Source organism: Alkalilimnicola sp. S0819 (assembly GCF_009295635.1).
Classification (GTDB): Bacteria; Pseudomonadota; Gammaproteobacteria; order Nitrococcales; family WHIW01; genus S0819.
Map to the genome: position 1 here is coordinate 146,864 of NZ_WHIW01000001.1, position 19,430 is coordinate 166,293.

Here is a 19,430-nt window from a genome sequence, read left to right on the forward strand (position 1 = left end):
GTGGAGCGAGCGGGCATGAGCATGGGCCCCGGCGCACGGCTGCGCATCTGGCTGCTGCGCACGGTGGTGACCGTGTTGCTGCTGCTGGCGCTGAGCTTCACCGGCCTGCGGGCGCTGGTGGGCGGTGCGCCGCAATTCCGCGCCCAGATCGAGGCGGTGCTCTCCGACGCTCTGGAGCGCCCCTTGCACCTGGGCGGGCTGCGGGCCGAATGGACCGGACTGAACCCCGGCATTGTGCTGGAAGACGTGCGCTTCGACGCCGAAGCCGGCGGCTCCCCCCTCACGCTTCCCGAGCTGGAGCTGGAGATCAGCCTCTGGCGATCCTTGAAGACCCTCAGCCTGCGCCCGGCCGAGATCGCCGTGAGCGGCCTGGACATCACCCTGCGCCGGGAGAGTGAACAGCGCTTCAGCATCGAGGCCCTGGGCCAGCGCCGGGTGCTGGGTCAGCGACGCCTGGACCTGCCCGCCGCCCTGCGGGTGCGCGATGCCCGGCTGCATTACATCGATACTCCCCTCGGCCGGGAGTTACGCCTGGACGATTTCAACTTCCGCCTCACCCGCGAGGGCGACTGGAACCAGGCGGCGATGACCGCTCGCCCACGGGGCGCGGAGGCGGAGGCGCTGCGCCTCTTTACCCACTGGGACCCGGCGGCGGGGGCCGGGCAGGCGCTGCGCCTGCACGTGGAATTGCGTGCTGCCAACCTGCCCGCCCTGCAGGCCTGGCTGCCCGACGATCTGGCCCCGGACGTAGTGGCTACCGCCGGGCAGGGGGATCTGGCGCTGTGGCTGGAGGTGGCGCAAGGCCTGCCGCGCAGCATCGCCGCTGAGCTGAATCTTCACGGCCTGGGGCTGGCGCGGGACGAGCGTCGGGCCGACTTGCCCAGCTTGCGGGGCCGCTTTGACTGGCAACGCGACGACCAGGGTTGGCTGTTGCGTGCCACCGAGGGCGAGAATGCCGCCTCCGCCCTGCAACTGCGCCAGGACGCCCAGGGCCTGCGCCTGGCACTGGATGGGCTGGACCTGGCCGATTGGCGCGGACTGGCCGCCTTGCTGGCGAAGCCCGCGCAGCGCGACTGGCTGACACGGGCCGCGCCGGCGGGCGAACTGCGGGAGCTGCGCCTGCAACTGGACAGCCTGGCGCCGGCCCTGTTCCGCGCAAGCGGGCGGTTTCAGGGCCTGGCACTGAAGCCCGTGGGGAAGATGCCCGGCATCAGCGGGTTGAGCGGTGACTTTCGGGCCGATCAGCATGGCGGGCGTCTGAGCCTGCAGGGCCGGGACGGTGCCGTGAACCTGCCTTGGCTGTTCCGCGAGGCGCTGCCCTTCAAGGCCCTGGCCACCCAGATGCACTGGTGGCGGGAGGGCGGGAGCTGGGAGCTCGACGCGCCGGCGCTGGAGCTCAGCAACGAGGACGCCCATGTGCAGGCCCGCCTGCGCGCCCATGGCCGTGCCGGCGACACCCCTTTCATCGACTTGCGTGCCCGGCTGCGGGACGGCGATGGCAGTGCCACCTCCCGTTACTTGCCGGTGGGCATCATGCCCGACGGGCTGGTGGATTGGCTGGATCGGGCCGTGGTCTCCGGCGACGGCCGTCAGGGCGACCTGATCTTCCATGGTCCGGCGAATGCCTTTCCCTTCCGTGGGGGTGAGGGCGTGTTCCAGATCAGCGCCCGGGTGGAGAACGGGGTGCTGGACTACTGGCCCGGCTGGCCGCGGCTCACCGGGGTCGATGCCGATCTGTTTTTCGACGGCCAGGGTATGCGCATCCGCAGCGATGGCGCGCGTATGCTGGGTGCGCCGGTGGCGGCGGGCGAGGCCTGGGTGGACGACTGGTTCAGCGGGCCGCTGCGCATCAGCGGTGAGACCGAGGCCGAGGCCGAGAGCCTGCTGGCCTTCCTGCGCGCCTCGCCCCTGGCCGAAGGCCTGGAGGAGTGGCTGGCCCAGCTGCGGGGCGAAGGGCGGCATGGGCTGCGTCTGGGGCTGACCATCCCGCTCTATGAAAACACCGGGCCGCGGCTGGAAGGGGCGCTGTCGCTGCGCGACGGGGAGCTGGCCTGGCGCGCCCGCGGCCTGCGCCTCACGGCCATCAATGGGCCGCTGCGCTTCGATAACGACGGGCTCTACAGCGAAGGGGTGCGCGCCCGCTGGGCGGGCCAGGACCTGCGGTTGCGCGCGGCCACCGAAGGCCGGGGCGACGGCGCCCGCATCCGCCTGGACACCCGCCTGCGGCTGCATCCGGAACAGTTGCCCGATGTGCCGCTGGCCGATCACTTGCAGGGCCGCAGCGACTGGCAGCTGTTGGCCTACCTGCCGGGTTTCGGCAGCAACGCCGCGCCGGGGGTGAATCTCACCCTGGAGTCCAGCTTGCGCGGCCTGGCGGTGAAGTTGCCCGCGCCACTGGCGAAACCCGCCGATCAGACACTGCCCCTGCGGCTGCAGACCCGCATCGACGGGCAGGGGCTGCGGCCGGTCTATCTGCGCTACGGCTCGCGGCTGCGGGCGGTGGGGGAGTGGCGGGATGAGCGGCTGCGCCGCGCTACCGTGAGCCTGGGCGAGGCCGTGCCGATTCTGCCCCCCGAGCCCGGCCTGCGCCTCGTCGGTGAGGGCGGGGCGTTGAACCTGGATAGCTGGTACGGGCTGCTCGGCGCCTTCGGCGGCGATGAGGGCACCGGGACGAGCTGGCCGGCGCTTCGCTGGGTGGATCTGCGACTCGACGAACTCGCCGTGCTGGGACAGCGTTTCACGGCGCAGCAACTGCGCGCCCAGCGGGGCGGGGATGGCTGGACCGTGCACCTGCAGGGGCCGGAACTCGGTGGCCGGCTGCAAGTGCCCGCTGTGGCGGGCCGGCCGATCGACGTGGACCTGCAGCGCCTGAGACTGCGCAGCGACGAGGGCACCGCCGCCCCCGCCATGGGTGAATCCCCGGCCGGGTTCCCGGCCCTGAACGTGGCGGTGGACGAGTTGGACCTGGATGACATGCGCCTGGGGGCGCTGTTCTTCACCGCCCGGCCCACCCGCGAGGGCCTGAGCCTGGACGGGCTGCGCCTGCACAATCCGGCCTTCACCCTGAGCGGCGGTCTGCGCTGGCTCGCCACCGGCGAGCAGGGGCGCGGGCGCAGCGAGCTGCGGCTGAACCTGCAGGCGGCGGACATGGGGCGTGCGCTGGCACGCCTGGGGTATCTGCAGAGCATCCAGGGCGGCAAGGGTAGCGGCGAGATCGCCCTGGGCTGGCCCGGCGGGCCCGCCGCGGTGGCGCTGCCCGCGCTGGACGGCACGGTGAGCCTGCGCATCGATGATGGCCGCATCCCCGAGGTGGACCCGGGCGCGGGGCGCCTGTTCAGCCTGCTCAGCATCACCGCGCTGCCCCGCCGGCTGGCCTTGGATTTCTCCGACCTGTTCGGTGAGGGCTTCGCCTTTGACCGCCTGCAGGGGAGCCTGCGTATCGTCGACGGGCTGGCGCGCACCGAGGATTTGTACATCGACGGCTCCGCCGCGCGCCTGGAATTCACGGGCAGCATCGGGCTGGCGGCGCAGAGCTTCGACCAGCTGGTCACGGTGATGCCGCGTTTCTCCTCCACCCTGCCCATCGTCGGCGGGATCGCCGGCGGCCCGGTGGGGGCGGCGGCGGCCTACGTGGCCGAGCGCCTGCTGCGCGGCGAGATCGATCGCCTGACCCGCTATCATTACCGGGTGACCGGCCCCTGGGCCGACCCGCAGATACAGCGCATCTCCCGCGCAAGGGCGCGAGAGCATGGCCGCGAGGAAACGCCGCAATGAGCAAGAGCACCCTGGCCACCGTGCAGATGGTCACCGGCCCCGATCGGGACGCCAATCTGCGCCAGGCCGATGAGTTGCTGGCCCGCGCCGCCGCGGGCGGGGCGAAGCTCGCCGTGTTGCCCGAGAACTTCGCCCTCATGGGTCGAGACCCCCGGGACAAGCTGGCGGTGAGCGAGGACGACGGCACCGGCCCCATCCAGGATTTCCTCGCCGAGCAGGCCGCGAAACGGGGCCTGTGGATCGTCGGCGGCACCGTGCCCATCCGCGGTGGCGAGCGGGACCGGGTGCTGGCCGCCTGCCCCGTGTATGACGACCGCGGCGAGCGCCGGGCCTGTTACCACAAGATCCATCTGTTCGACGTGGACGTGGCCGGCGACGCCCCCTACCGGGAATCCGACACCCTGCAACCCGGCGCGCCGAGCCCCGTGGTGGTGGACACGCCTTTCGGCCGACTGGGCCTGGCGGTGTGCTACGACCTGCGCTTCCCGGAACTGTTCCGGCACCTGAGCGGTCTGGGTATGGAGATACTGGCCCTGCCCGCGGCCTTCACCTACACCACCGGCGAGGCCCACTGGCGCGTGCTGCTGCGGGCTCGGGCCATCGAGAACCTTTGCTACGTGGTGGCCTCGGCCCAGGGCGGCGAGCACGCCGACGGCCGGCGCACCTGGGGCGATTCGCTGCTGATCGACCCCTGGGGCCGGGTACTCCACAGCCTCGCCCAGGGGCCCGGCGTGATATGGGCCGAGGTGGACACTCACGCCCAGGCGGGCCTGCGACAGAGCTTCCCCTGCCTGGCACACAGGCGCATGGACTGAACGAGAGCATATGAACACGAGCAATCACCTGGACCTGGCCCGGGAGCGGATCCTCGCCCCGGCGGGCTTGGACGAGGCCCGGCTGGAGCAGGCCTTCGCCCGGCTGATGACCCCGGCGGTGGATGCCGCCGACCTGTACTTTCAGGTCAGCCGACACGAGAGCTGGGTGCTGGAGGACGGCATCGTCAAGGAAGGCAGCCGCAACCTGGACCAGGGAGTCGGGGTGCGGGCCATCAGCGGCGAGCGCACCGGCTTCGCCTACTCCGACGACATCGTCCTGCCCGCCCTGCTGGAAGCGGCGGGGGCGGCCGGTGCCATCGCCCGCAGCCGCGGCGAGGGGCGCATCCAGGCCTGGCAGCGGCGCAGCGGCCATGCCCTCTATACCCCGGACAACCCCCTGGAAGGCATGAGCGCCGAGGACAAGGTGGCCCTGCTGCGCAGCCTGGACGCCGAGGCCCGGCGCCAGGACCCGCGGGTCGAGCAGGTCATCGTCAGCCTCTCGGGGCTGCACGACACGGTGCTGGTGGCCGATCACCAGGGTCGGCTGGTAGCCGATGTGCGCCCGCTGGTGCGGCTCAATGTCACCGTGCTGGTGGAGGACCAGGGCCGGCGGGAGAACGGCAGCGCCGGGGGCGGCGGCCGGGTGGGCTACAACACCTTCCTGGACGAGGATCGCGGCCTGGCCTACGCCCGGGAGGCGGTGCGCCAGGCGCTGGTGAAGCTCGACGCGGTGGACGCGCCGGCGGGCACCATGCCCGTGGTGCTGGGGCCGGGCTGGCCCGGCGTGCTGCTGCACGAGGCCATAGGCCATGGCCTGGAAGGGGACTTCAATCGCAAGGGTACCTCCGCCTTCGCCGGGCGCATCGGCGAGCGGGTGGCCTCGCCCTTGTGCACCGTGGTGGACGACGGCACCCTGCCCGGGCGCCGGGGCAGCCTGAACGTGGACGACGAGGGCGAGCCCACCCAGTGCACCACCCTGATCGAGAAGGGCGTGCTCAAGGGCTATATGCAGGACAGCCTCAATGCACGCTTGATGGGTGTCGCGCCCACCGGCAACGGCCGGCGCGAATCCTATGCCCATCTGCCCATGCCGCGCATGACCAATACCTATATGCTCGCCGGCCCCCACGACCCGGGCGAGATCATCGCCTCGGTGGACCGGGGCCTGTACGCGGTGAATTTCGGCGGCGGCCAGGTGGACATCACCAACGGCAAGTTCGTGTTCTCCGCCAGCGAGGCCTATCTCATCGAGAACGGTCGCGTTACCCGCCCGGTGAAGGGCGCGACCCTGGTGGGCAACGGCCCCGATGTGCTCACCCGGGTGAGCATGGTGGGCAACGACCTGGCCCTGGACACCGGCATCGGCGTGTGCGGCAAGGACGGACAGAGCGTGCCCGTGGGCGTGGGCCAGCCCACCCTCAAGGTGGACGCCCTCACCGTGGGCGGCACCGCCGCCTGATACACCGTGGACGGGGCGCGCCCGTCGCCGCGGCATGGGTCCACCTCGCCGCGCCTGGTCGCCCCGCCCGCAGGAACGGCTCCTGGCCGCGATGCTTCCCCGCCACCAGAGCGTCGGCGAGAACGCATCGCGGGCTTCGACCCGCTCCTGCATCGGCTTTCCCCACATTCAAGGAGTTGACGCGTGACGAGTACACAATCCCTGCCCCCCCGGGCCGAGCTGGAGGCCACCATCGCCCTGGCCCTGGAAGAGGCCAGGCGCCTGGGCGCGACCCAGGCCGAGGCGGCGGTGAACGTGGATCTGGGCCTGTCGGTGAATGTGCGTCTGGGCGAGGTGGACACCCTGGAGCACCAGCGCGACCGGGGCCTGGGGGTGACGGTGTACTTCGGCCAGCGCAAGGGCAGCGCCAGCTCGGCGGATTTCCGCCCCGAGGCGGTACGCGAGATCGTGCGCTCGGCCTGCGATATCGCCCGGCACACCTCGGAAGACCCGGCACAGGGGCTGGCGGATGCCGAGCTGATGGCACGGGACTGGCCGGATCTGGATCTGCATCACCCCTGGGGCATCAGCGCCGAGGAGGCCATAGAGACCGCCCGCGCCTGCGAGGCGGCCGGGCGCGAGGTGGATGGACGCATCATTAATTCCGACGGCGCGGAACTGGGCACCCATCAGGGCCTGCGGGTCTACGGCAACAGCCACGGTTTTCTGGGCGGCTACGCCGCCTCCCGGCACACCCTCTCCTGCGTGCTGGTGGCTCGGGACGAGCAGGGCATGCAGCGCGACTACTGGTACACCGTGAGCCGCACGCCGGAGGGGCTGGAGGGCGCCGAGGCGGTGGGCCGGCGCGCCGCCGAACGCACCCTGCGCCGCCTCGGCGCGCGCCGGGTGGGCACCGAACGGGTGCCGGTGCTCTACGTGCCGGAGATGGCGCGCGGCCTGCTGGGGCACTTCCTGGGCGCGATCAGCGGCGGCAGCCTGTACCGCAAGGCCTCATTCCTGCTGGATGCGCAAGGCGAGCGAATCTTCCCCGAGTTCGTGCAGATCGATGAACAGCCGCATCTGCCCCGGGCGCTGGGCAGCGCCCCCTTCGACGGCGAGGGGGTGGCTACCCGCGAGCGCGCGCTGGTGCGCGACGGGGTGTTGCAGGGCTACGTGCTGAGCAGCTATTCCGCCCGCAAGCTGGGCCTGCGGACCACCGGCAACGCCGGCGGCGTGCACAACCTCAGCCTGGCGCCCGGCGAGCGGGATTTCGACGCCCTGCTGCGGGAGATGGGCCGTGGCCTGGTGGTGACCTCGCTGATGGGCCAGGGGGTCAACGGCGTGACCGGCGATTACTCCCGGGGGGCCTCCGGCTTCTGGGTGGAGAACGGCGAGATCGCCTGGCCGGTGGAAGAGATCACCGTGGCGGGTAACCTGCGGGAGATGTACGCGGGCATCCGCGCGCTGGGCAGCGATATGGACGAGCGCGGCAACATCCGCACCCCCTCGATCCTGGTGGACGGGATGACGGTGGCGGGGGAGTGACGATGACGCCCCGCCTGTAGCAGCGGCTCATGGCCATGATGGCCTTTCATCGGCTGGTGATCGCGGCCATGAACCGCTGTTGCGTGGGGAGCGCGGGAGAGCTTATTCGGTTTTCAGCTGTTCCAGGTGCTTGCGGGTCAGTTCCCGGAATTTCGGCGTGAGTCCCCGGTCTTCGTAGATCGGGTCGCCTTCCTCGTCCTCGGCGACCACGGTGGTTCCCTGCACGTAGGGGAAGGTGGCTTCCACTTCATCCAGGGCGGTGGACAGCAGATCGGTGATCAGGTCTTCCACCCGGCGCCCGGGGTAAAGCTCGGCCAGGGCAGCGAGCTTGGCGGCGTCGTGCGCCGGCAGGCGGATCTCGTACAGTCCGGGGGCGCGGGGTTCGCTGGCGTTGTTCTCCCAGCTGCGCACCAGGTCTTTGAATTTCATGTACACGTAGGCTCCCCTTCGCGCTGGCTTGCGGCCAGGGAATCGTTCAGCGTTTCCCCAAGACGGATCATGAAGCTCTTAGCACCAGTTATGCTTTTGCCCAGCGGGGGTTTCAAGCGCGTTGCAGGATGGCGAAACCCTGTCGATAGCCCAGGCCCCCGTTGCCGTGCACGCCTCCCAGTGCCGCGCGTTCGGCCAGCAACTCCTGCACCATCACCACCAGAGCGTTCAGCGCGGGATTGTTCCAGGGGGCGCGGGCGAGGTTCATGCCACCGGTGACGGTGATCTCCCGCGCGGCCAGCACCTCCTGCATCTGCTCGGGCAGGGTGGCGATGCCGCTCGCCGAGAGCAGGCCCAGGGGGCTGACCGGAAAGCAGGTATAGGCCTCCAGCAGGGCCTGGCCGGCGAGGAATTCGCGGGCGAAATCCACGCCGGCCTCTTCACAGGCGCGGCGGTAGGCACGCTCCAGGTGGCGGTATCGGGCAAGCTGTTCCACGTTCTCCGGGCCGTCCTCATCCACCCGGCCCAGGCCGATGCCGGCCAGGCGTATGCGCGCCTCGGGGGGCACGCCCAGGGCCTCGGCCTGGGCGGCGTTGGCCAGCAGCAGGCGGCCGCGGAAATCCACTACCGGGTTGGCGCAGTCCACGGCCCGAAACAGGGCGGTGACCCGCGCGTAGCGCTCCGGCGCGGGGTCGGCGGGGATGCCGCGGCGGCGGGCGGTGCGCTGGTAGTTCTCGAACAGCGCCTCGGCCAGCGCCAGAAACTGCGCCTCGCTCCAGCCCTGGCGGGCCATGAAGGCGTGGCTGAGCCGGGTGTAGGCCTCCGGCAGCGAGCAGCCCTCGCCGTAGATGGCCATGGCCTGCGCGCGTTCCGCCTTGCGCCCGGCGTATTCGCTGCGCAGCAGATCCTCGCCGCTCACCAGGGCCGCGGTGCTCTTGCCCTCGTCGATGCAGCGGGCGGCGGCCTCCAGCGCTTCCAGCGGCGCGCAGCCGCTGCGGAAATGCCCCGGCGCGGTGGTCGTGTCCCAGCCCGCTTTCAGCGGGTCCACCACGAATTCCGGGATGCTCAGCCCCTGATCCGCCAGTGCCTGCTCCAGCGCCCCCACCGGGGCCAGATCACCAATGCCGTCCACCTCCCGGGCGGCGGCGATGATGTAGACATCCTTCATGCGTCCTTCCCCCGACTGCGCTCGATCTCGCGCTGCTTCAGCTCCCGGCGGATGATCTTGCCGGTGGTGGTCATGGGCAGCGAGTCCACGAATTCGATCTCCCGCGGGTATTCATAGGCCGCCAGGCGTTGCTTGACCCAGGCCTGGATCTCGCTCGCCAGCGCCTGGTCGGCGCGAACGCCGCTCCCGGGAACGATGAAGGCCTTGACGATCTCGGTGCGCAGTTCGTCGGGCTTGCCCACCACCGCGGCCAGCGCCACGGCCGGGTGGCCCAGCAGGCAGTCCTCGATCTCCGCCGGGCCGATGCGGTAGCCGGCGCTGGTGATGACATCGTCCGCGCGGCCCTTGAACCAGAAGTAGCCGTCGTCATCGCGGCTGCCGGTGTCCCCGGTGAGCAGCCATTCGCCGATGTATTTCTCCCGGGTGGCTTCCGGGCGGTTCCAGTAGCCGAGGAACATCACCGGGTCCGGGGCGCGCACGGCGATCAGGCCGGTCTCGCCATCGGCGAGCGGTCTGCCCTGGTGGTCGATGATCGCCACCTCATGGCCGGGGATGGCACGCCCCATGGAACCGGGCCGTGGCGGCATCAGCGTGGCGCAGTTGCCGACGATCAGATTGCACTCGGTCTGGCCGTAGAACTCGTTGATGGTCAGATCGAAGGTCTGCCGGCCCCATTCCAGCAGTTCTTCCCCCAGGGTCTCGCCGCCGCTGCCGATGCTGCGCAGGGCATAGGCATGGCGGCTTTTCGGCTGGGGCACCTGGCGCATCAGCTTCAGCGCCGTGGGAGGCAGGAAGCTGTTGCGCACCCGGTGTTTGGCCATGAGGTGAAAGGCTTCCTCGGGGTCGAACTTGTGCATGCGCCGGGCGAGCACGGGCACGCCGTGGTGCCAGGCGGGCAGCAGCACGTCCAGCAGCCCGCCCACCCAGGCCCAGTCCGCCGGGGTCCAGAACAGATCTTCGGGCTGCGGGAAGAAGTCGTGGGGCAGTTCCACCCCGGGCAGATGCCCCAGTAGCACCCGGTGGCCGTGCAGCGCGCCCTTCGGGTTGCCGGTGGTGCCCGAGGTGTAGACGATCAGTGCCGGGTCGTCCGGGGCCGTGGCCTCGGCCTGGAAGCCCTCGGCGGCCTGGCGGAGCAGCGCATCGAAGGCGTGCAGGCCGCGCGGTGCGCGCTCGCCGGTGACGATCACCTCGCGCAGCGCGGGCAGTTCGGCGCGCAGCGCCTGCAGCGTTTCCAGCTTGTCGGCACCGGTGAGCACCACCCGGGCAGCGCTGTCGGCGAGCCGGTACTGCAGCGCCTCGGGGCCGAACAGGGTAAAGAGGGGCAGGGCGATTGCGCCCAGCTTGTAGATGGCGATGTGGGCGATGGCCGCTTCCGGGGATTGTGGCAGCAGGATCGCCACCCGCTCACCGCGCCCGACCCCCAGGCCCCGCAGGGCGTTGGCGAAGCGGTCGCTCAGTTGCCGGATCTCGCCGAAGCTGTAGCGGCGCACCGTGCCGTCGGCCTGCTCATGGATCAGCGCCGTGGCGTCCGCCGGGTGGCGGTCCACCACATCGGTGCCGATGTTGTACCGCTCGGGCAGCGCCCAGCGGAAGTGTCGGACCAGACTGGCGTAATCCTCGGCCGGCTGCAGCATGGTGCTCTCCGTATGCCGTTTCCTTGGCGTCGATGATGCCTCATGCGCGCCCGGGCTGCCTTCTGCAACGCAGCACGAGGGCCCCGGGGAGGGTCGCCAGGCGCCCCTCGGCCGCCTTGCCGCCCTTGGCCAAGGGGCTTGCGGCCTTCGTGGCGGCGGCGGCTTGTCGAAGATCGCCGGGCTGCGGTGGCGGCCCATGGGAATTGATCGGTGTCTGCTTTAATCTGCGCAGCCATGAATGTCATTTTCTTCGCGCTGGTGCTCATTGCCTTTGGCACCGCCGCCTGGCGGCAGCTGGTCGGCAGCGCGCCGCCGGAGGCCTCGCCCATGGCGGCCCTGACCCGCGCCGCGGTGGACTCGGCGGCCGGAGCGGTGGAGCTGGCCATCGGTCTGGTGGGGGTGATGGCCCTGTTCCTGGGGCTGATGAAGATCGCCGAGGCCGGGGGGCTGCTGCGCATCCTCGCCCGCCTGATCCGCCCGCTGATGGTGCGCCTGTTCCCCGAGGTGCCCCCGGAGCACCCGGCCATGGGGGCGATGATCCTCAACTTCTCGGCCAATATGCTGGGGCTGGGCAATGCCGCCACGCCTTTTGGCATACGCGCCATGCAGGAGCTGGACACGCTCAACCGCCACCCGGGCACGGCGAGCAACGCCATGGTGCTGTTCATGGCGATCAACACCTCCAGCCTCACCCTGCTGCCCACGGGGGTGATCGCGCTGCGCAGCTCCGCCGGCAGCGCCGACCCGGCGGGCATATTGCCCACCACCCTGTTCGCCACGCTGTGCGCCACCACGGTGGCGGTGCTGGCGGCTTTTTTCTTCCGGCGTTTCTTTCCGCTGGGGGCGGGCGAGGCGCGGGCGGTGGCCTTCGAGGCGGCAGCGCCGCCGGCGGACGCGGCCAGTGAGTCGGAGGCGCCATCGCTGCCCGAGGCGGCGGGTGCCTATCCCCTGTGGGTATCGCTCTTGGCGCTGGCGGCTTTCCTGGCGTTGATTCCGCTTACCCTGGTCTACGGCGCGGTGATCTCGCCCTGGATCATCCCCGCCTTGATCCTCGGTTTTCTCAGCTTCGGTGTCGCCCGGCGCGTGCCCGTCTACGAGGTCTTCGTGGAAGGGGCGAAGGATGGCTTTCAGGTGGCGCTGAAGATCATCCCCTACCTGGTGGCCATCCTGGTGGCGGTGGGTTTGCTGCGGGCGAGCGGCGCGCTGGAGGCCTTCGTCACGGTGGTGGGGCAGTGGACCGGGCAGCTGGGGATGCCGGCGGAAGCCTTGCCCATGGCCCTGCTGCGGCCCCTGTCCGGTTCCGGAGCCTATGGGGTGATGAGTTCCATCATCAGCGACCCGGCCACGGGGCCGGATACCTATGTGGGCTATCTGGTGACCACCCTGCAGGGCTCCACCGAGACCACCTTCTACGTGCTGGCCGTGTATTTCGGCGCGGTGCAGATACGCCGTCTGCGCCATGCGCTGCCGGCGGCGCTGAGCGCGGACCTGGCCGGCGTGATCGCGGCGGTGGTGGCGGTGAGCTGGATGTTCGGATGAAGGAGGCCGGGGAATGGCGGCCATGAGCCGCGCCCGCGGGGAGGCTAGAAGTAATACCCCACGTTGAAGTTCACCCGCTCTTCGCGCTCGTTCGAATCCCCCGCCAGCTCGCCGCCGATGAAGGGCTGGTTCTTCGCCGAGATCAGGTCCAGGTAGGCCAGGACCGGACCGATTTCCATGGCGATGCCCAGGGCGTTCATCACCGTGTCCTCCAGACCGTCGGGCTTGTCGGTGAGCAGGCTGTTGTCGCTGTAGAAGGTCAGCGCGTCCACCGGGCCCCAGTTCACCGGCAGCCGGTAGGCCAGGTTGGCGGTCAGGCTCAGGCCTTCACCGGGGGTGCGGTAGGGGAAGGCAAAGGCGCCCAGCACCAGCACCTCGTCATTGTCCGCGTCCAGCGAGTATTCGTAGCGGGTGGCCTGGAGCTGCAGGTTCCAGCGGCCGTAATCGGCGTTCAGGTGCACGGCGGCCGCGTGGTAGTCGCCCACTTGGTCATCGCTGTCGTGCAACTGCCCGCCCAGGGCCGATATGCCCAGTTCGGCGCGGAGCGCCGTGTCGGCGCCGAAGCTGTGGCTCAGACGTCCGACCAGGGTGTTGCTCTCGCCGATCTCGTTGACCAGATTGCCCTGGCTGTCCAGCGCGCCGGCGACGATGTCGTAGGAGTAGCGCTCGGTGTCGCCGCCTTCGCCGCCTCGCTCATCGTTCTTGAAGAAGGCCGCCTGGGCCGTCCAGGGGCCTTGCCGCCAGCTCAGCTTCAGGCCCGCGTCGTAGTCGTCCTCCAGGCCCAGGTAATAGTTGGTGCTGAAGAAGAAGCCGTGGGAGTTGAAAGGCAGGTTGCCGAAGGGAACCTGGGTGATGCCCAGCTCCCCGCGCAGCGATTCGCTGAAGTCGTAGCCCACCCAGGCGTGATGCACCACTTCCATGTATTCGTAGTAGCGCAGCTCGGCGGAGAGAATGACGCCCCTGACGGTGCCGTCGAAGTTCAGCCGCACGGTGTCCAGGTCCAGGTCGCCGCCGCGGTTCCTGTTGCCCTCGTCGAAGCTCTCCCAGCTGCTCTGGAAGCGCACCGCGCCTCCCACCTTGATGCCGTCGTCCGTGTCCTGCGCGCCCGGCGCGGCGAGCGGGAACAGGGCGGCGAGTAGGGTCAGCCGGGCCAGGGTGTGCGTGGTGTTGGTAGGCATGGGGGTGAACTCCGTAAACGCGTTCTCAGCTCAACGCCAGGTGCAGGTAATGCATGTGGCGCTCGTACTGGCCCAGCACATCGCCGATGAGCTGCTCCTCGGTGTAGCCCATGACGTCGTAATGCTGGCTGCCCTCGGCGAGATACACCTCGGCCCGGAAATAGGTGTGCTTGCGGTCGCGGGGCAGGCGGAATTCGGGGAAGGCGAAGCCGGGCGCCTCATAGCCGCGCAGCACCACGCAGTACAGGAAGTCCGCGTCGTCGCCCAGGTTCACCCGAAGGCGCACCCGGTCGTCCTCGAGTTCGGTGTGAGCCTCCAGATTCTGCGCCGCGAGTTCCTGTGCCACCGCCACCAGGGCGGGCCGGGCCGTGTCCTGGATGAAGGCGGCCACGCTGGGCCGATCGGCGTGACTGGCGATGTTCTTCAGACGCTTCTGCCAGGTGACCCGGCCCGCCGGCAGAGAGGGCGCGGGGGGAATGGCGAAGGCTACCTTCTTCAGCCTCTCCCTGCTCAGGCCCTGGTAGAGCCCGTAGCAGATCAGCAGCATCACGAACACGAAGGGCAGGGCGCTGGCGATCGCCCCGGTCTGCAGCGCCTGGAGGCCGCCGGCGAGCAGCAGCACGGCAGCCACCACCCCTTCGAACAGGGCCCAGAAGATGCGCTGCCAGACCGGCGGTTCCTCACTGCCCCCGGAGGTGATGATGTCGATCACCAGCGAACCCGAGTCGGAGGAGGTGACGAAGAAGGTGACCACCAGCACGGTGGCCAGCCCCGAGGCCAGGGTGCTCAGCGGCAGTCGTTCGAAGAACTGGAACAGTGCCACCGGAATGTTCTCGGCGACCAACGCCGACAGCCCCGCCGTCGCGTCGTTGAGTTCGATGTTCAGCGCCGTGTTGCCGAAGAAGGTCATCCACATCAGGGTGAAGCCGAAGGGCACGAACAGCACGCCGAAGACGAACTGGCGAATGGTGCGCCCGCGGGAGACCCGGGCGATGAACATGCCGACAAAGGGCGACCAGGCGATCCACCAGCCCCAGTAGAACAGGGTCCAGGCGCCCATCCAGTCCGAGGGGGCGTAGGCCCGCAGGTTGAAGGTGCGGTGGACGATCTGGCTGAAGTAGTTGCCGGTGTTCTGCACCAGGGTGCCCAGCAGATAGAGCGTGGGCCCGGTGAACAGTACGAACAGCAGCAGCACGGCGGCGAGCACCAGGTTCAGCTCGCTGAGCCGGCGTATGCCAGCGTCCAGCCCCGCCACCACCGAGCCGGTGGCGAACAGGGTGATGAGGGCGATGAGCACGATCTGCACCAGGGTGTTCTCGGGTACGCCCAGCAGATAGGCAAGGCCGGCATTCACCTGCATGACGCCCAGGCCGAGGGAGGTGGCGACTCCGAACATGGTGCCCAGCACGGCGAAGGTGTCCACGGTGTGGCCGATGGGGCCATGGATGCGCTCGCCGATCAGCGGATACAGGGCGGAGCGAATGGTCAGCGGCAGGCCGTGGCGGAAGCTGAAGTAGGCCAGCGCCAGGCCCACCACGGCGTAGATGGACCAGGCGTGCAGGCCCCAGTGGAACATGGTGATGGACATGGCGTTCCGGGCGGCCTGGACGTCGCCGCCTTCGCCCACCGGGGGGCTGGCGAAGTGCAGCACCGGCTCGGCCACGCCGAAGAACAGCAGCCCGATGCCCATGCCCGCGGAGAACAGCATGGCGAACCAGGAGCGGTAGCTGAACTCCGGTTCCGAGTGGTCAGGGCCCAGCTTCACCGCGCCGAAGCCACTGAAGGCGAGGCCCAGGGAGAAGACCAGGAACACCGCCACGGCGAGCATGTAGAACCAGCCGAAGGTGTCGACGATCCAGCCCTGCACGCCGGTGAAGACGGTTTCGGCCACGGAGGGCGCGGCGGCGGCGAAGACGACGATGAACAGGATCAAGCCCGCGGAGGCGAAGAACACGGGTGGGTTGATCTGCACGGCCCGGGGGCCGGACTGCTGCTTGCTCATCGGCGTTGCTCCCCATTGCTGCTTGTTTATATGGGGGCATCGACGAGCCTTGCACGGTCGGTGCCTGGCTCTTCCAGCAGTGGGCGATGGGCGGGCTTGTCGCCGGGGGACGTGGAGTTCAGCGCGGCTCGCGGAACGGTTGCGTGAGCAGACGGTCCAGGCGCAGCTCGCGCGGGTCGCGCAGGTACTCCAGGCCGATGATCATGCCCAGGTGTCCATCCCGGGGCTGCGGGCGGTAGCTGCGGAACAGCCGGTCCCACCAGGGCAGGTTGAAGCCGAAATTGCTGTCGGTCTCCTCGGGGCGCACCGAGTGGTGGACCCGGTGCATGTCCGGGGTGACCAGCAAAAGCCGAAGAATCCGGTCCAGCGCCAGCGGCAGGCGTGCGTTGGCGTGGTTGAACATGGAGGTGGCGTTGAGCAGGACTTCGAAGATCAGCACCGCCAGGGCTGGCGCGCCCAGCGCGGTCACCGCCACCAGCTTGATGCCCATGGAGAGCAGGATCTCGAGGGGGTGGAAGCGCAGCCCGGTGGTGACATCGATCTCCAGGTCGGCATGATGCATGCGGTGCAGCCGCCACAGCAGCGGGATGCGGTGGAAGGCGCGGTGCTGGAAGTAGATGATCATGTCCAGCGCCAGCACCGAGAGCAGCACCGCCAGCCAGCCGGGCAGGGCCAGCTGGTTGAACAGGCCCCAGCCGGCGCTTTGGGCCTGCAGGGCCATGCCCACCGCCGCCAGCGGGAAGAACAGCCGCAGGGCCAGGGTGTCCACCGCCACCAGCGCCAGATTGCTCGGCCAGCGCCGTGCGCGGCCCACTTGCTGCGGCCGGCGCGGGGCGAACACTTCCCACAGGGCCATGAGGGCGAGCACGCCGGTGAAGAAGCCGAGCCGGATCACGGGTTCGAAGGCGAAGATGGTGTCGCTCATGAGCTGCGCTTATAGCAGGCCCGCGGGTGCGGTGGCAACGAGCGATGGGGAGGAGGTGGTGGGCCGTGCTGGATTCGAACCAGCGACCAGCGGATTAAAAGTCCGATGCTCTACCAACTGAGCTAACGGCCCCCCGTCGAGGGCGCTAATAGTACCGAAAAGCGTGGCCGTGTAAAACCTGTTTTTGGCGCGGCGCCGTCGCATACGACGGCGCCGCGAAGGCGGCCGCTCGTCAGCGTCCCCTAGCGCATACGCTCCAGGCGCTGGCGCCCCAGGGCGGCGGCGGCGGAATCGGGGAACCGGGCGATCAGGCTCTCCAGCTGCTGGCGTGATTTCGCCTGCTCACCCTGCTCGTAATGGATGTAGGCGATCTTCAGCATCGCGTCCGGGGTCTTGTTGCTGTCCGGGAATTGCGCCGGTACCGCCTGGAACTGCGGCAGGGCCTTGGCGAATTCGCGCACTACGTACCAGGACTCGCCCAGCCAGTAATAGGCGTTGGGGGTGAGCTGGTGCTCCGGCTGTGCCTCGATGAAAGCGGCGAAGGCCTCGCCTGCCTCTGCGTGGCGGCCATCCACCAGCAGGCGGTACGCCGCCCGGTAGGCCTGTTCCGGGTCCGAGGCGGCGGTGTTGCGCAGGCTGGTGTCGAGCGGCGCGGACGCGTCCCGCGCTTCAGTGCCGGTCGCGCTCTCGTCGGCGCTGGCCTCTTCGTCCTGCGGCTGGCCCAGTCGCAGGGCGGGCTGGTCACTGCCCGGCGCTTGCGCCGGGGTGGCGCTCTCCAGCGTGCGCAAGCGCCCGTCCACGTCGTCGTAGAGGGCGCGCTGCTGGGCTCGCAGCTCCTCGAGCTCGCGCTCCAACACTTCCTTGTCGCCACGCAGGGTCTGCACTTCCTGGCGCAGGCGTTGCATTTCCTGGGCCATGTCGATCAGCACCGAGCTGTTCAGGCGTTGCTCCAGGCGGCCTACCCGTTCGTCCAGGCTCTGGGCGGCGAGGGGGGTGCTGGCCGCGCCCAGCAGGGCAGCCAGCGCGAGCGTCGGGAGATGTTTCATGGGTTCGGCTTCTTAGCGTTGGCTGTAGATCAGTTCCACCCGGCGATTCTTCGCCCAGGCGTCTTCAGTCTGCCCGAGTTCGGCGGGTTTTTCCTCACCGTAGCTGACCACTTCCAGCTGCTCGGCGGCGGCGCCGTGGAGCCGGAGTATCCGTTCCACGGATTTTGCCCGCTGCTCGCCCAGGGCCAGGTTGTATTCCCGGGAGCCGCGCTCGTCGGTGTGGCCTTCCAGCAGCAGGGAGAGCTCCGGGTGGGCGGCGAGGAATTCGCCGTGGGCGCGCAGGGCGGCCCGGTCGTCGGCGCTGATGGTGCTGCTGTCGAAACCGAAGTAGACGATCCGATCCGACATGGGGTTGGCCGGGTCGTCCAGTTCGTTGAGATCATCGGCGCTCAGTTCGCCATAGCCTCGGGCACCCTGGGCTTCGGCGGCCGTCGTCGCGTCTTCCCCCTCGACGGTGGCGGTGCCCACACGCTCGTTCTCGATCAGCTCCGGGTTGCGGTCCTCAACCGGGGCGGGCTCCCTGGGGGCGCTGCCCGCACAGGCGGCGAGGAAGACGGCGCTGGCGCCCAGCAGGATCCAGTTCTGCAACTTGCTCATGGTCAGGGTACTCCTTGGTAGTCAGTGAATCGGTGGCTCAGCGAGCGTCCGGGAGCGGGCCCCAGGCCGGTTCGCGCAGGGTGTGCGGCGCCAGGCGCAGGGGCTGGTCGGCGCGGCCGTGCACGGACACCGTGGCCAGTTGCCGGCGGCCGTTGATGCTCTGTCCGTAGACAATCAGATCGCCGTTGCCGGCGAAGCTGGGGGATTCGTCCAGCGGCCCGTCGGTGAGCACGCGCAGTTGGCCGGTTTCCAGATCCTGCACGGCGATGCGAAAGCCGCCTTTGCCGCCGCGATGGACCATGGTGAGCAGCCGCCCGTCCGGGGAGAGGTCCGGGGCGGCGTTGTAGTCGCCCTCGAAGCTTACCCGTTCGGCCTTGCCGCCGGCCACCGGCACGCGGTAGATCTGTGGGCGCCCGCCCCGGTCGGAGGTGAACAGGATGTGCTTGCCGTCCGGCGTCCAGGTGGGCTCGGTGTCTATGCCGTAGTGGCGGGTGAGCGGGCGGGATTGGCCGCTGGCCAGATCCAGCACGAAGATGTCGGCATTGCCGTCCCGCGAGGAGGCGATGGCCAGATGTCGCCCGTCGGGCGACCAGGCGGGGGCGCCGTTGATGCCGGCGAAGCTCGCCACCTTGCGGCGCTCGCCGGTGGCCACGGTCTGCACGTAGATCTCCGAGCGCCGGCCCTCGAAGGAGACGTAGGCGATGCGGCCGCGATCCGCCGACCAGGCCGGGGACATCAGCGGCGCGGCCGAGGTGAGGATGGTCTGCGGGCGGTGTCCGTCGGCGTCGGCGAGCATCAGCTTGTGCAGCCGGGTGTCGTTGGCCTCTTCCACGGCGATGTAGGCGATCTGGGTGCCGAACACGCCGGGGCGGCCAATCAGGGTGGCGTAGATGTCGTCGCTGATGCGATGGGCCAGGGTGCGCAGCGCCTGGGGCTCCACCCGGTAGCGCTTGCCGCCCAGACGCTCGCCCCGGTAGCTGTCCAGCAGCTCGTAGGTGAGTTCGTAGCGCCCGCCGTTCAGTTCGCGAAGCCGGCCGATGAGCAGGTTATCGGCCCCGATGGCGCGCCAGTTGGGGAAGGTGACGTCCTCCAGCCGCTGGGGACGCTCCAGAAAATCGCTGCTGGGCAGGGGCTCGAAGCGCCCGCTGCGCTCCAGATTGCCACGGATGATGGCGGCGAGGTTTTCCTCGGGCGCTGTGCCCTCCACGCCGAAGGGCACGATGGCAATGGGCAGTGCGCCTTCCGAGCCGCCGGTGATGCGGATCTCCAGGGCCTGGGCGGAGGCGCTGCACAGGGCGAAGCCCAGCAGCAGGGTGGTGAGGATGCTCAGTCGGCGCATG

The 19,430-nt window shown here is 69.7% G+C and carries 14 protein-coding genes and 1 tRNA gene; 5 read left to right on the plus strand and 10 right to left on the minus strand.

What is annotated here, in order from left to right:
* Nucleotides 1-15 precede the first annotated feature (15 nt).
* From GBG68_RS00750 to pmbA, 4 genes are all read left to right on the plus strand, one after another.
* A complete protein-coding gene (locus GBG68_RS00750) occupies nt 16-3,774 on the plus strand; it encodes a YhdP family protein (protein WP_152144093.1) in 3,759 nt (1,252 codons plus the stop codon).
* Nucleotides 3,771-4,589, plus strand: a complete 819-nt coding sequence (locus GBG68_RS00755; protein WP_152144095.1) for a carbon-nitrogen hydrolase family protein — start codon at nt 3,771-3,773, stop codon at nt 4,587-4,589. The genes GBG68_RS00750 and GBG68_RS00755 overlap by 4 nt, the downstream gene beginning before the upstream one ends.
* 10 nt (nt 4,590-4,599) lie before the next feature.
* Nucleotides 4,600-6,048, plus strand: coding sequence for a metalloprotease TldD (gene tldD / locus GBG68_RS00760; protein ID WP_152144097.1), 1,449 nt, complete (start codon nt 4,600-4,602; stop codon nt 6,046-6,048).
* Between the two features lie 183 nt (nt 6,049-6,231).
* Nucleotides 6,232-7,572 (plus strand): metalloprotease PmbA, encoded by a 1,341-nt coding sequence (gene pmbA / locus GBG68_RS00765; protein ID WP_193222163.1) that lies wholly within the window; start codon nt 6,232-6,234, stop codon nt 7,570-7,572.
* 102 nt (nt 7,573-7,674) lie between these two features.
* Here pmbA and GBG68_RS00770 read toward each other — a convergent pair whose 3' ends face one another.
* From GBG68_RS00770 to GBG68_RS00780, 3 genes are all read right to left on the minus strand, one after another.
* Complete coding sequence (locus GBG68_RS00770; RefSeq protein ID WP_152144099.1) at nt 7,675-8,001, minus strand: type 1 pili tip component; 327 nt, start codon at nt 7,999-8,001, stop codon at nt 7,675-7,677.
* A gap of 112 nt (nt 8,002-8,113) precedes the next feature.
* A complete protein-coding gene (locus GBG68_RS00775) occupies nt 8,114-9,169 on the minus strand; it encodes a hypothetical protein (protein ID WP_152144102.1) in 1,056 nt (351 codons plus the stop codon).
* Entirely contained in the window at nt 9,166-10,803 is a 1,638-nt protein-coding gene (locus tag GBG68_RS00780) for an acyl-CoA synthetase (protein WP_152144104.1), read from the minus strand. Before GBG68_RS00780 ends, GBG68_RS00775 begins: the two co-directional genes overlap by 4 nt.
* A 234-nt stretch (nt 10,804-11,037) precedes the next feature.
* On the opposite strand from GBG68_RS00780, the gene GBG68_RS00785 reads away from it, so the two are divergent.
* Nucleotides 11,038-12,342, plus strand: coding sequence for a nucleoside recognition domain-containing protein (locus GBG68_RS00785; RefSeq protein WP_152144106.1), 1,305 nt, complete (start codon nt 11,038-11,040; stop codon nt 12,340-12,342).
* A gap of 44 nt (nt 12,343-12,386) precedes the next feature.
* Here GBG68_RS00785 and GBG68_RS00790 read toward each other — a convergent pair whose 3' ends face one another.
* The 7 genes from GBG68_RS00790 to tolB all read right to left on the minus strand — a co-directional run bounded on the left by GBG68_RS00790 (nt 12,387) and on the right by tolB (nt 19,429).
* Complete coding sequence (locus tag GBG68_RS00790) at nt 12,387-13,520, minus strand: carbohydrate porin (protein WP_152144108.1); 1,134 nt, start codon at nt 13,518-13,520, stop codon at nt 12,387-12,389.
* Nucleotides 13,521-13,545: 25 nt separating this feature from the next.
* Nucleotides 13,546-15,522: a BCCT family transporter gene (locus GBG68_RS00795; protein WP_152144110.1), complete on the minus strand. Its 1,977-nt coding sequence runs from the start codon at nt 15,520-15,522 to the stop codon at nt 13,546-13,548.
* A gap of 118 nt (nt 15,523-15,640) precedes the next feature.
* Nucleotides 15,641-16,447 (minus strand): sterol desaturase family protein, encoded by an 807-nt coding sequence (locus GBG68_RS00800; protein WP_152144112.1) that lies wholly within the window; start codon nt 16,445-16,447, stop codon nt 15,641-15,643.
* Nucleotides 16,448-16,503: 56 nt separating this feature from the next.
* A tRNA-Lys gene (locus GBG68_RS00805) sits at nt 16,504-16,579 on the minus strand.
* Nucleotides 16,580-16,689: 110 nt separating this feature from the next.
* On the minus strand, nt 16,690-17,493 hold the full coding sequence (ybgF, locus tag GBG68_RS00810; protein ID WP_152144114.1) for a tol-pal system protein YbgF: 804 nt from the start codon (nt 17,491-17,493) through the stop codon (nt 16,690-16,692).
* A gap of 12 nt (nt 17,494-17,505) precedes the next feature.
* Nucleotides 17,506-18,090: a peptidoglycan-associated lipoprotein Pal gene (pal, locus tag GBG68_RS00815; RefSeq protein ID WP_152144115.1), complete on the minus strand. Its 585-nt coding sequence runs from the start codon at nt 18,088-18,090 to the stop codon at nt 17,506-17,508.
* Nucleotides 18,091-18,127: 37 nt separating this feature from the next.
* Nucleotides 18,128-19,429, minus strand: coding sequence for a Tol-Pal system beta propeller repeat protein TolB (tolB, locus tag GBG68_RS00820; RefSeq protein WP_152144117.1), 1,302 nt, complete (start codon nt 19,427-19,429; stop codon nt 18,128-18,130).
* Nucleotide 19,430 lies beyond the last annotated feature (1 nt).